This window comes from Halomonas sp. A3H3, from assembly GCF_000982975.1.
Lineage (GTDB): Bacteria > Pseudomonadota > Gammaproteobacteria > Pseudomonadales > Halomonadaceae > Vreelandella > Vreelandella titanicae.
In genome coordinates, this window is the sequence record NZ_HG423343.1 from 2884208 (window position 1) to 2898066 (window position 13859).

General features: G+C 58.7%; 8 protein-coding genes. All 8 read left to right on the forward strand.

The window, feature by feature from the left end:
• Position 1: 1 nt before the first annotated feature.
• Positions 2 to 847, forward strand: coding sequence for a type IVB secretion system protein IcmH/DotU (gene icmH, locus HALA3H3_RS12765; RefSeq protein ID WP_022521997.1), 846 nt, complete (start codon positions 2 to 4; stop codon positions 845 to 847).
• An 8-nt stretch (positions 848 to 855) separates the two neighbouring features.
• On the forward strand, positions 856 to 3477 hold the full coding sequence (gene tssH, locus HALA3H3_RS12770) for a type VI secretion system ATPase TssH (RefSeq protein ID WP_022521998.1): 2622 nt from the start codon (positions 856 to 858) through the stop codon (positions 3475 to 3477).
• Positions 3478 to 3481: 4 nt separating this feature from the next.
• Positions 3482 to 5065 (forward strand): sigma-54 interaction domain-containing protein, encoded by a 1584-nt coding sequence (locus HALA3H3_RS12775; protein ID WP_022521999.1) that lies wholly within the window; start codon positions 3482 to 3484, stop codon positions 5063 to 5065.
• A 62-nt stretch (positions 5066 to 5127) separates the two neighbouring features.
• Positions 5128 to 5721: a type VI secretion system-associated protein VasI gene (gene vasI / locus HALA3H3_RS12780; RefSeq protein ID WP_223828105.1), complete on the forward strand. Its 594-nt coding sequence runs from the start codon at positions 5128 to 5130 to the stop codon at positions 5719 to 5721.
• Between the two features lie 18 nt (positions 5722 to 5739).
• The gene (gene tssA, locus HALA3H3_RS12785; protein WP_022522000.1) at positions 5740 to 7206 is read left to right on the forward strand and encodes a type VI secretion system protein TssA; all 1467 of its coding nucleotides are present in this window, start codon (positions 5740 to 5742) and stop codon (positions 7204 to 7206) included.
• 57 nt (positions 7207 to 7263) lie between these two features.
• Complete coding sequence (gene tssM / locus HALA3H3_RS12790) at positions 7264 to 10914, forward strand: type VI secretion system membrane subunit TssM (RefSeq protein WP_022522001.1); 3651 nt, start codon at positions 7264 to 7266, stop codon at positions 10912 to 10914.
• On the forward strand, positions 10898 to 11509 hold the full coding sequence (locus tag HALA3H3_RS12795) for a GNAT family N-acetyltransferase (RefSeq protein ID WP_022522002.1): 612 nt from the start codon (positions 10898 to 10900) through the stop codon (positions 11507 to 11509). Before tssM ends, HALA3H3_RS12795 begins: the two co-directional genes overlap by 17 nt.
• Before the next feature lie 151 nt (positions 11510 to 11660).
• Complete coding sequence (locus HALA3H3_RS12800; RefSeq protein WP_022522003.1) at positions 11661 to 13856, forward strand: type VI secretion system Vgr family protein; 2196 nt, start codon at positions 11661 to 11663, stop codon at positions 13854 to 13856.
• The last annotated feature ends 3 nt before the right edge of the window (positions 13857 to 13859 follow it).

Consider the following 13859-nt stretch of genomic DNA (forward strand, 5'->3'; position numbering starts at 1 on the left):
CATGCAAGATATTGCCACGCATCAAGATGACGCCAAAAACGACTACCCGATGGGTGAGCCGGTTCGCCATGAAGACCACATAAAAGACAGCGGCGTTGAGCAGTTGGTGCATAGCCATGCCCAACACCTCAATGCTGACGAGGACTACTGGTTTCGGCTGCGCGGGCACAACTTAAACCCGCTGGTCGATGCATCGAGCAGCCTGCTGGGCATGGCGGTGCGCGTCCGACAGGTGGACGGCGCTGATGATCTCGAGCGCTTATATCGTCAGGTGGTGGACGAAATTGCCTCTATCGAAATTGAGCTAACCGAACAGGGGTATGACCGCCCGACACTGCTCGCCTACCGCTATGTGCTTTGCTCGTTTATCGATGAAACCGTGATGGGCATGCCCTGGGGGAGGCAGAGCGTGTGGGCTGAGCACTCGCTGCTAGCGAGGTTTCATAACGAGACCTGGGGTGGCGAAAAAGTTTTCTCTATCCTCGCGCGGCTGCAGCAAGAGCCTCATCGCTATCGCGACATGCTGGCCTTTATCTATTTGTGCCTGTGCCTTGGGTTTGAGGGGCGTTACCGGGTGAAAACCCATGGTCGTGAAGAGTACGACCAGATTGTACGCGCGCTGGGCGATCAACTGGCGTCACTTGATGAGCCGCCAGATGAGATGCTGACCCAGCCACTTAGGCATGTGGTGAAAGGGCGTGGCAAAGGGATGCACGAGGGGTTACCGCTGTGGGCCATCTTTGCCCTGTTCGGCGTTACGTTGGTGGGTATTTATTTGGGGCTTTCTTGGTCTCTGGATCAGCAGGCTGAGCAAGTCAGAGCTTTACTCGATCAGATTTATCGTTAGGAGATAGCATGCTTAGGGTAGAGCTACCGGCGCTTATTAGTCGACTGAATGGAATTTCTCGTCATGGCCTCGAGCAGGCCGCCGTGCTGTGCGCAGAGCAGCAAGCACCGGAGGTGACCACCGGGCACCTGCTGCTGGCGCTGGTCGACCAGCCGCTATGTGATGTGCGCTTACTGCTGGAAACGCTTGATATTGATGTCGAGGAGCTGCGCGCACGAATGGCTGAGGAGAGCCGTCCGCCTCGTGATCTTGAGGTGTCGACACCCAGCTTTTCGCCGTTATTGGTAGAGCTGCTGCAGGACGCGTGGTTACTGGCAGCCACCGAGTATGGACATCAAGCGCTTCGCAGCGGCGTGCTTTTCACGGCGCTACTGCACAACGCCCCGCGCTATTTAGGTCCGAAGAGCACGGCGCTACTGGAAGATATCAATCGCGAAAATCTACGCCGCCACTTGGAGCGTCTTACGGCCGATTCAGCCGAAGCACCTCGGGAGGGTGCCGACGCTAAACAACGCCAGGCTGCTCATCCTGCTGGCGATGACAGCGCACTCGCCCGTTTTGCTACCTCGCTGACCGAACAGGCGCGCAATGGTGAGCTTGACCCTGTGCTGGGGCGCGACCCGGAAATCGACCAAATGCTCGATATCCTGGGGCGTCGGCGCAAAAACAACCCCATTGTGATTGGCGATGCCGGGGTGGGTAAAAGTGCTGTGGTAGAAGGTTTAGCGTCACGCATTGTGGCGGGGCAAGTACCCGCTGCGCTAGCAGATGTCGAGCTGCTGACCCTTGATCTAGGGGCGCTACAAGCCGGTGCCGCGGTGAAAGGCGAGTTTGAAAAGCGCCTTAAAGCGGTGATTGACGAAGTCAAAAACGCCCCGCGTCCCACGCTGCTATTTATAGATGAAGCACACACGCTGATCGGTGCTGGTAACCAGGAAGGTGGCGGTGACGCGGCCAACTTGCTCAAGCCTGCCCTGGCCCGGGGCGAGCTGCGTACTATCGCCGCTACTACCTGGCGTGAGTACAAAAAGTACTTTGAAAAAGACCCGGCGCTGTCGCGACGCTTCCAGCCCATTGCGCTTTCCGAGCCAAGCGTTGAGCAAGCGCTGGTCATCCTGCGCGGTTTGCGGGATGTGTATGAGCGCGCCCACGGCGTGCTGATCGGCGACAGCGGCCTGCGTGCTGCCGCTGCGCTTTCTGCCCGTTACCTGGCCGGACGGCAACTGCCTGACAAAGCCATTGATGTGCTGGACACCGCCTGTACCCGATTGGCGCAGGCTCTGGATACCCCGCCCCGCAAGCTAAGCCACTTACAGAGTGAACATATCGCCGCGCTGCGTGAGCGCGATCAGGTCGAGCGTGAACGTCTGCTGGGGCGCGAACCGGATAGTGAACGCCACCACGACTTAACCGAACGCTTAGCCAAGCTGGAAGAGGAGTTGGCAAGCCTGGAAGCCGCCTGGCAAGCGCAGCGCGAATGCGTCGATGCCATTGTGGCGCTACACCGCCAACTGCTAGAGGCAACGGATAATGATGCCGTTGATCAACTTCCCGAGGGCGTGCATCAAGAACTCGCCGACCGGGAGCAGCAGCTGGCCCAACTGCAAGAGACGTTTGCGCTGGTTAATCCCAGCGTTGAAGAGGCGCAAATTGCCCAGGTGATTGGCGACTGGACCGGCGTACCGGTCGAGCGTATGACCAGCGACGAGCTAACCCGCCTCACCGAACTGCCGACCCATCTGGATGCGCTAATCCAGGGGCAGGGCAGTGCGATTGAGCGTATCCATCGCCACTTGCTAACCGCGCGTGCGGATCTCCGTCGCCCGGGGCGGCCATTGGGCGCATTTCTGCTGGTAGGCCCCAGCGGCGTGGGTAAAACCGAAACCGTGGTGCAAATTGCCGACCAGCTGTATGGCGGTCGTCAGTTTCTTACCACGATCAATATGTCGGAATACCAAGAGAAGCACACGGTTTCACGTCTGATTGGTTCGCCGCCGGGGTATGTCGGGTTTGGCGAGGGCGGGCTACTCACCGAAGCGATCCGTCAGTGCCCTTATTCGGTGGTGCTGCTGGACGAAGTCGAAAAAGCCCATTCCGATGTGCTTAACCTCTTCTACCAGGCGTTTGATAAAGGCGAACTGGCCGACGGGGAAGGGCGCGTTATCGATTGCAAAAACGTGCTGTTCTTCCTGACCTCTAACCTGGGCTACGAAGCCATCGTTAGCTATGGCGATGACCCAGCAGCGCTGGATGCCGCGCTCTACCCGGTGCTGGCTGAGTTCTTTAAACCGGCGCTATTAGCGCGTATGGAAGTGGTGCCTTACTTGCCGCTGGACGGCGATACCCTGCGTGACATCGTCAAGGCCAAGCTGGATACCTTGGCAACACGCATCCGTGAGCGCCATCGCCATGCCGAGGTGGTGCTGGATGACAGCCTGGCCGAGGCAATTTGTAAACGTGCGACGCGGAGTGAAAACGGCGCACGCATGTTGGAGTCGGTGATCGACGGTGAACTGCTGCCGCCGCTTTCCCGTGCCCTGCTTGAGCGTATGGCACGGCGCGAGAACGTTAGCCGGGTAGTGTTGGGCACGGATGCCGACAGCGGTGTCTTTACTGCGGAGGTGGCATAGCGCCATGCAGGTAAAGGCTCTTGACCAGCGCAATGCTAGCGAAGCGCAGCCTTTAGCTGGGCTGGCGGCTATGCCCATGGCGCTTGCGTTGGTTGAAAGTACCACACCACGGGAGCTGCGCTTACGCAGTCGGCAACTGCTGGGTAATAGCCTGGGCTTGGCGTGGGTGGAGTGCCTCTATCTGGACAGCAGTGGCCGCTGGGTAGGCCGTGATAATAGTGAGGCGCGCTTCAACTGTGATGAGTTTAGTCACCCCTATGCCCATGCCATCCGCACCGGTAAGCCGGTGACACTGGGCGTGGGGGAAGCGCGTACCCGGCTTGATCATCCCGGTTTTCAAGCCCAAATAGCCTCCCTCAGTGGTGACTTGCGGCTACACGTGAGGCCGTTACGACTCCAGGACAGTTCCCGTGAGTGGCTAGGCGTGCTGGCCTTCGTCACGGAAGCGGCAACCTTGATGAAGCTTATGGAGTGTAGCGATTTTGTCGCTTTTGAGGCCCTGCTGTGCCGGTTGTGGTCGCGCCTGGCAAGCAGTCAGGGAGAGCGTCAGAAATCAGCGGTATTGCGTGACTCGTTAGCCAAGCTCAACGACAACACCCGGCGCCAGGGGTTAGCGGCCAAGCTGGCGAGTGATTTGCTGGGTAACTCTATCGCCATGCAAGAGCTTCGACAGCAGGTGATTCGTGCAGCCGAAACCAATTTAGCGGTGCTACTGCAGGGTGAAACCGGCACCGGCAAAGACCTCGTGGCGAGAGCGATTCACCGTTTCTCGGCACGCGCCAAGGCGCCGTTCATGGCGATTAACTGTGCCGCGATCCCCGAGTCGCTGCTCGAGTCGGAGCTGTTCGGCCACTCCAAAGGGGCGTTTTCAGGCGCTGACCAGGCCAGGGAAGGGCTCATCGCCCAAGCCGACGGCGGTACGCTGTTTCTGGATGAAATCGGCGATATGCCGCTAGCGCTGCAAGCCAAACTGCTCAGGGTGCTGGAGAGCGGCCGCTATCGCCCCTTAGGGTCGAATGAAGAACGCTGTGCAGACCTGCGTCTTATTGCGGCTACCCATCAGCCGCTACGCGAGCAGATCAAACAGCAGAGGTTTCGCGCTGACCTCTATTATCGCTTAGGCCAGTTCCCGCTTTCGCTGCCTTCGCTGTCGGCACGGCGTGAAGACATCGCCTTTCTGGCCGAGCACTTTGTTGCTGATTTCTGTGCACGGGAAGAACGCAGTGAGATGGGCATCACACCCGCCGCGTTGCGGCAGCTAAAAGAGCGTGATTACCCCGGCAACGTGCGTGAGCTCAAAAACTTGATCGATTATGCCTGCGCCATGACCCCCGCCGGTGTCGATATTGAAGCCTTGCTCCTGCCCAGCGATACCGCCAGTGGCGCTGATTCAGCGACATCAGAAGCCAGCGGCACGCTGAATAAGATCAATGATCTGCGCCAAGCGGTTCGCGATTATGAAGCGCAATTGATTAGCCAGCGATTGCTTTACTACGGCGGGAATCGTGCCCTTGCAGCAGAGAGCCTGGGAATACCCAAGCGAACGCTCTCCCACAAATGCCAATTGCTAGAACTGGATGCTAAATGAAAGTGACATTCGTAAGTTGCCGATGGCAGCACAGGCTATTGATTTGCCTCTGGCTACTAAGCATGAGCAGCGCACTACAAGCAGAGGATAGCGCGGCGGTATTGGAACAGGCGCATCAGTGTGGCCAAGAAAGCTCCCGTTTGGATCGCCTGGGGTGCTACGACAGTCTGTTCCTGGACGAGCAGAGCACGCCAAGTGATAGCGCTGAATTGCCGCCACTTTGGCACGCAGTTGTCAGCCAAGAGGAGAAACGCAATCCCGATGACTTTGGCCTGATAGTCAGCGCCGAGGGAAGCCAAGTATTAATGACGGTGCCCGCGCGGGGCACAACGCCTCCGCGGCCCGTATTAGTACTGGCCTGCGAGAAGTTAATTACCCGCTTCCAGGTGCACCTGCCCAATGCCTTGGATACCCCCCGCGTGTCGTTGCGGGTCGTCGCGGATGGACGTGATGTCTCTCAACAATGGCGAGTGCGCGATGACGGCCACGTGGTAAGCGGTGGGCGCGGCCTGCCCGCCATTGAAACGCTGCGGCAATTATTGAGCGCCAACGAGCTTGTGTTGAGTAGCGACGCAGCGGCTCTGGACGGGCTGCGTTTTGATGTATCAGGACTGCGTCAGCAAATTCAACCGCTTCGCAGCGCCTGTCGCTGGTAGTGGGTATAGGAGTTCGTGATGCGTATAACGGCGGATAGTCACCTTGAACCCCTGCTAGCGCCTCTGCCTGCCAATGAGCAGGGCGAGGAGATCGGCGTTGTGCTGGAGGACAGCGCCGACTACCTGCGCCTTGAGGCTGAAATGATGAAGGTCGGCTCATTGCAGCACCAAGACGTTGATTGGGATACGGCAGAAGCATTAGCCATCACTATGCTCAGCCATAAGGGCAAAGACCTAAAGGTGTTGGGACACTTGCTGCACTGCCTGCAGCATGAAGGCAATGGCGTGCGTTTCGCGCTTTCCCTAAGGCTGCTGGCCGGTTGTCTTGAAGCCTGGTGGGCGTTGGCATACCCCTTCAATGGCGCACGTGGGGCTAAGTTGCGGCCCAGGCTGTTCCAGCAATTTACCCAACGCACGCTGAAGCTTGCCGCGGGCCTAGACTTTCATAATGCCGAGGATGAGTTTCTGGCCTGCCGCCACTCGTTGGAAAAACTGCAAACGTTAGCCGCGGACAAGCAGTTGCCCGCTGACTCACTTGACGAGCTGATGCGCCTGCTGGATGAAAAACAGCCTAATCAAAACCGTGCTGCATCGGACTCTCAAGGCGGCAACGCGTCCGGTGGCGATGCACGGACGGCCGCGTCTTCTTCCTCCAGCAGTGCTGAAAAGGTTGAGCAGCCCGGTGGTGGGGCAAAAGTCCCCGAACTGCGTCTGGAGGCGGGCAATGAACGCGCCAACCGCCAGTCTCTGCTCAAAATGGCCGATTTTCTAAACGAGCAAAACCCGGGCGAGCCGCTGGCATACCGCTTGCGTCGCTATGCCATCTGGAGCGCCATCCAGGCGTTACCTGCTGCAAGGGAAGGAGGGCGTACCGAGTTAGCCCCTGTGGCTGCTGACCGTGTGGCGGATTATCGAGAGGCGCTTTCCCGGGGCGGTGACGAAGCGCTTTGGCAGCGCATAGAGAAAAGCGTTGCGGTCAGCCCCTACTGGCTAGAAGGACACCGCTTGAGTGCCGAGCTGGCCAAGCGCCTAGGGCGGCCGCGCTGCGCTGAGGCTATTCGTGATGAGTCGGTGCGGTTCGTGGAAAGGCTCCCCGGTATTGAGTCATTAACGTTTAACGATGGCTCGCCTTTTTTAGATAAGGAAACGCAGCAGTGGCTGTATAGCGGCGCGGGCAGCGGTGCAAATGACGGCGCCGGTGGCGGTGAAGCATGGCATGCGGGGTTAGAGGAAGCGCGTAGCTATATGGGGAGTGAAGGGTTAGGGCCTGCCTTGCAGGTGCTTGACCAGGGGTTAGCGTCGGCACGCTCCTTGCGCGAGAGCACGTACTGGCGCTTGGCCAGCGCTGATTTGCTGCAGGAGGCGGGGCTAGAAACGCTCGCCCAGCAGTACTACAGCACGCTGCACCAAACTGTTAATGAACTTGATTTAGAGCAGTGGGAACCAGCGCTGGTTTCGCGGCTTCAGGCATCGCTTAGGACATGACCTCAGGGTATGGCAACGATGATCGACTTTATCACTAGGGACGAGGATTAAAGGCTCATGTGGGGAACATTGAAATCAAGGCTGAGCCGCTGGGTGCCCGGCTTTTCACGTGCACAGAGCACTCACAATCGCGCCAAAGCGCAAGCTAACAGAGTCAAGGGGCTAGGGCGGCTTTCCATGGCCATGTGGGGCGTATTAATCGTGCTCCTATTAGTGGCTATCTGGTGGTTAGGACCTAGTTGGGAAGTGCGAGACAGCTACCCATTAGGCCCCTGGGTCAATCGGTTACTGGCCACCTTGGCGCTGGTAACGTTAGTGGCGGTGATTTGGGGCGTTCGGCTTTCCCGTCGACTGCGCAAAGCCGATGAACTCGCGCAGGATATGGAGTCGCAGCAGTCAGACCCCATTCAGGAAAGTATCGACCAGCAGGAAACTTCGCTGAACAGCGTACTATCCGAAATCATTGATAGCGTTGGCGGTGGGGACAGCAGCCGCTATCGTCTTCCCTGGTATTTGGTCATGGGCGTTGAAAACGCGGGCAAAACCAGCTTGGTCAATCGCTCGGGGCAAAATTTCGCGTTGTCCAATGTCATGAAAGCCTCTGGCATCAGCAGCAAGAAAAACCGCTTTGGTTTTGACTGGTGGATTGGCGATAAAGCGATACTCATCGACCCTGATGGTGAGTTATTGACCCAAGGCGCACTGGAAACGGGCGAGCCTGACGAACTGAATAGCCGCCTATGGGATCACTTCACCGAGTGGCTAGAGCGTAACCGGCCACGCCGCCCGCTGGACGGCGTTGTGCTGGTGTTGGATCTTGCCCGTCTTAGCCACGCCCAGGTAGCCGTTCGTAAAGCGTACGCGACGCTGTTACGTAGCCGCCTGCGCGAGTTGATGGAGCGCCACGGCAGCCGACTACCGGTTTACGTCACCTTCAGCAAAATGGATTTGCTGCACGGTTTTGACGATTTCTTCCGCCATTACTCCCGTGCTGCACGGCGGGCGCCGTTAGGCTTTACCTTCTCGGCTAAATCCATTGATACACCGGGACAGTGGGAAGAAGAGTTCGCCGCCGCTTACGACAATATGCTGGAACGCCTTAACCGCGCAATGCCCACCATGCTGGCAGAGTGCCGTGACCGGGAAGAACGGGAGTCGGTGTTTCGCTTTGTGCGCCAGCTAGCAGGGCTGCGCGATGTGCTGCTCGGCTTCCTCACCGAAGCGCTCTCCAGCGACCGCTTTTCCACCGCGGCGATTGTACGCGGCACTTATTTCACCTCGGTTTATCAGCAGGGGGTGCCTGAAGATCCTTTCGTTGATGCCGCGGCCCGCCGTTATGGCATGCCCGAAAGTGTTCAGCCAGCGCACCGTGCCACGCGCAGCGCCCTGTATTTCACCGAAGAGCTGTTTGAAAAAGTTATTTATCCAGAAGCTGGCCTGGCCGGTGACAACGCCAAAGTAGCCCGCCGCCGCCAGCGCACTCGCCAGGCGTGCATCGTCGGTTGCATGTTAGTGAGTGCGGTAATGATCGGTGGGTGGAGTCATTTCTACCAGAAAAACGCGACCTCGCTTTCCACCGTCGAGCATCGGGCGGAAACTTTCCTGGCCACCCATCCCGAAGAGTTTCAGAGCGACGACCCAACGGGCTACGAAATGCTGGCGCCGTTGGATCGCCTACGCGATGCGATGCAAACCTTCGAGGGCTACCGTACACACACACCTTTCCTTGCTGATATGGGGCTTTATCAAGGCCACATTATTGGTGGCCAGTTAGAGAATGCTTACCTCGCCATGTTGGAGTACCAATTCCTGCCGGCGTTGATGGTGGGCATCATGGATGACATGAACCGCGAAGAAGAGGGCAGTAACGCCAAGCTGGCGCTGCTGCGCATTTTGCGCATGATGTCTGACGCCAGTGGCCGCCAGCCCGAACGCGTACACGACTTTATGGCGCAGCGTTGGCAGTCGGATTTCCCCCAGCGTGGTGAAATCCAAGACCGCTTACTGGCTCATTTAGATTACGCCCTGCAGCACAGCGATTTGGAAAGCCGGGTTGCCGCTGGTAATCGGCGCGCTGAATATGCCATGGCGCCACTACGCGGCAGCTTAGTCGCCGCGATTGACGACCTATCACGCCTGCCGATGGATGAGCGGGTCTACGCCACCATGAAAGCTGACAGTAGCCGTCGCGGAGACCCTCTCGACCTGCGCCGTCAGGTGGGGTCGATGTTCAACACGGTGTTTATGGCGCGTAACGATGAGCCCTCGTATGTGCAACTGCCGTATCTGGTTACCCGGGGTGGCTTCGAAAATCACTTCCTGCAACAGCTTGATAGGGCAACCGAGCTAGCGCTTATCGACTTGTGGGTATTGGATCAGCGCGAAGACATCAACTTCAGCAACGCTGACCGTCAGCAACTGCAAAACGCCCTGCGTGACTATTATGTCAGTGACTATCGCGTGAGTTGGCGTGATGCCCTGCGCAACACCCAGCTTGTGCCCCTGCCGGACATTCATCAGGCAGCGGTGGTCGCCGATGCGCTGGTCAGCGCAGAGCGCCCCCTAGACCGTCTGTTAGCAGCGGTCGAGCAGAATACCCGTCTCTATCCGGAACTGCCTGAAGATGACGAGGAAGCCCGTGAAGCGCTACAGCGCTCACCGCGCTATCAGCTTGCTCACGATATCGAGCAGCAGTTTACCGCGATTAACAAGCTCTCCAATCCTCAAGAGGGGGATCCCTCCTCCCTGGAAGAGATCAAATCGGCGGTAACGGAGCTGCGCGATTACCTGCTTGATATAGAAGAAGCCAGCGACCCAGGGCGCGCCGCTTTCATCGGCGCGCGTGACCGCTTATCGCTGCGCGGTGATGACCCAATTTATCGCCTGCAGCGTATTGCTGACAGCTCGCCCGAGCCTGTCGCAAGCATGTTGAAAAGCCTGGCGGATCAAAGCTGGCAGCTCATCATGGCAAGCGCTATCAGTCACCTGGAAAATATCTGGATAGATGAGGTAGTGGCACCCTATCAAGAGCGTTTAGCCGGGCGCTATCCGCTGGTGCCCAGTGCAAGCCGGGATGCTTCGCTAAGCGACTTTGAAGCCTTCTTTGCTCCTGAAGGTATCCTCGACAACTTCTATCAGGATAACTTGCAGCCCTTTATCGAAGGTGCGCCTGAGCAACTGGTGGATACCCAGGGTAATTCGCTACTGCGTGAAAGCGTGTTTGCCGCCGTGTCACAGGCGGAACAAATTCGCCGTGCCTATTTTGGCCCTGATGGTGCGCTAGACGTCGAGTTCGCTCTTGAGCCGATCAGCTTAAGCCCCGACAAGCGGCGCAGTGTGATCAGTGCCGATGGCCAGCTCATTGATTACACTCACAGCGCCAGTAGTCGGGTCTCCATGATTTGGCCAAATACGTTGCGTGGCGGCACGGATAGCCGCATCACCATGGTGCCCAGCCAGGTAAATCACTCGCCGCGGAGTATAACCCGCGATGGCGCCTGGGCTTGGTTCCGGCTGTTGGAAGAGGCAAACATCACCAGCGTTAATGAGCGTGAGTTAGAGCTACGTTTCAACGTGGACGGGGGCGCTATGCGTTATCGCCTATTTACCGATAGCGCCCCCAACCCCTTTACCCGTTCGCCCGCCGCAGGCTTCCAGTTACCGTCGGCACTCTATGCAGAACGAGGGCCCTATGCTGACGAAACTTAAGCAGTGGCTCTCCCCCTCAGCTAGCACGACCCATGACCACCCAGGTGGTCATGTGGATAGCGACCCTGATGTTAATGGCCAAGCATCTTCCCGCGCGCTTGAAAGCGCCCGCGAGGGGGATATCGATAGTTTTATCGAAGCCGTCCAGCGTGCCGATGCAAAAGGGCATTCGCCCTGGGTGCTGCGTGACAAGGCCTACCTGGATACGCTGCGCCGTGCTCTGGAATTTACCTTGCATCGCCAGGTGTGGTTGCAGCGCGAGCAAGAGCACGTTGAGCACTGGCAGGGGCGTTTACTCGCCCTGCGCCATGGGGATGGCCCGCCCCTGGGGATGGTGTTGGCGTGCCGACCCGATGACGAAGCCGCCTGGCAACTGCGCTTCTTCTTTATCAGCCAAGAGTGGAAAGGCAGCGGCCATGGCGCACGCCTGCTGACCGCTGCGCGGCTGAGTCTAAGCGGTGTGCCGCTACAAACGCGGCTACCGCTCGCGTGCCACACGGCGATTCAAAGCCTGGAAGCGGCGGGGTTTCAGCGCATGTACGTCGATGCTTTTGAGGTGGCGAGCTACGAAGCGCCAGCGCAGTGGGATGAATAAAACAGCAGCGGAGGAACAGTAATGGGGCGAAATAGGGGAGTGGAGAGTCGCTTAATCATCACCCGGGACACTAAGCCGGTTGTATTGACCGATCAGGCAACGGTCTGCGGTGATCTTTTAACGAGCAGTGGCAGCAGAGAGGGATCTTACAATGGCTGATAATACGGGTCTTCAGTTTACCCTGACCCTTCCCGGGGCTTCTGACACGGCGGTGGTGAGCTTTACCCACCGCGAAGCGCTGTCGGAGACGTTTGCGCTCACCGTTGAGTTCGCCAGCCGCACCCACGACCTGTCGCCCAGCGACTGTTTGGATCAAAATGCCACGCTGACCATTTGGCAGGATGGCGAGCCGTTGCGCCGGGTGCATGGCATTATCGCTGAGCTGCATCGCGGCGATCGCGGGCACCGGCGCAGCTTTTACCGCGTGGAAATTCGCCCCGCCCTGTGGCGACTATCGCTACGGCATAACTCGCGTATCTTTCAAGACACCATCCCTCATGATGCAATCAAAACGTTAGCCAGCGAGCGCGGCCTCACCGATATCGAGTTTGCCACTACGCGTACTCCGCCCAACCGTGAGTTCTTGGTGCAATATCGCGAGACCGATCTGGCCTTTATCGAGCGCCTGGCCGCCGAAGAGGGCTGCTTCTATTTCCATGAGTTTGAGAACGCCGAAGGCGGAGCCCATCAGTTGGTGTTTGCCGATGCCACGGTGGTACTGCCTAACATCGGCGAGCGTACCTACCACGGCCGCGCCGGTGGCACGCCGCCCCGACGTCACTTGCGCAAGTTACGCCAGGTCAGCCGGGTACGCCCCGCCTCGGCCACACTCAAGGATTACAGCTTCAAGAACCCGCCTTACGCCCAGCTACACGAACACCAGGCGCCCAATCTAGGGGAGCACGCTCAGCGAGAGGATTACGAACACTACGACTACCCAGGGCGCTATAAAAAGGATGCCTCCGGCAAGCCCTTCACCCGCCATCGCCTAGAATCGCTGCGCGCTGACGCCACCACCGCCGAAGCCGAAAGTGACCTGCCTGAACTCGCCCCCGGCACCTGCTTTACTCTCACCGACCACGATATCGATAGCCTCAACCGTGCCTGGCAGGTGGTATCGGTGGTGCACCACGGCGAGCAACCCCAGGCGCTAGAAGAGGATGGCATGGCGCGGGGGGGTAATGGGGCCAGCTCAGCGCAAGCAGGCGAGCTGATGACCCGCTACCACAATGAAGTGGTGATCATGCCCCGGGATCAGACCTTCCGCCCGGTGCCCAACCCCAAGCCGCGGGTCGATGGCCCTCAAGTGGCCTTTGTGGTCGGGCCAGCAGGCGAAGAGATCTACTGCGACAAATATGGCCGGGTCAAAGTACAGTTTCCTTGGGATCGCTACTCCGCCTCTAACGAAACCGCCAGCTGCTGGGTGCGCGTCGCCCAGGGCTGGGCGGGCGGCGGTTACGGCAGCATGGCTATCCCCAGGATCGGGCATGAGGTCATTTTGTCGTTCTTGGAGGGAGACCCAGATCAGCCGCTCATCACGGGGCGCACCTACCACGCGGTTAACCGGCCGCCCTACCCACTGCCAGCCTACAAAACCCGCACGGTCATCCGCACCCAAAGCCACAAGGCGGACGGCTTTAACGAGCTGCGCTTTGAAGACGAAGCGGGCGAAGAGCAAATCTGGGTGCACGCCCAAAAAGACCTCGACCTGCTGACCCTTAACGACCGCACCGAGGACATCAAGCGCGATAGCACCCTGCATGTCTTTCGTGATCGCACCACCGATATCGACCGCGACGAAACCCGTACCGTCCACCGCCATGAAGTTCATACGGTGCATGGCAACGAGACCCATACCGTGGACGGTAACGAAACCTTTACCGTGCACAAGAACCGCCGCAAGACGGTGGATGGCAACGAAACCGACCGCATCGGTAAAAACTGGTCGAGCAAAGTCGGTAAGAACAAAACCGAAACCGTTGGCAAGGCGTACCTGCAGAACGTCGGCATGGGCTACAGCCTCAACGTCAGGGCGATCATGAACACCCTGGTCGGGCTCAGCAAGAGCACCCAGGTGGGGCTCAACCACTCGCTCAATGTCGGGCGCAACATCACCCTCAAGGCCGGCAAGCAGCTCACCCTGCAGGTAGGCAATAGTCGGCTAGTGCTCACAGAGGACGCCATCTACCTGGATGCCGGCGAGATCCACGTCAAGGCGGGCACCAAGGTGCATGTCGACGGCCCCGATGACGTACTGCTCAACACCGGCACGGCCCAACCCGCACCGGGAAGTGCCGAGGAAAGCGATGGCCCTGAACCAAGCGACGCTAAGTCGCCGGGGTGGTAGTAC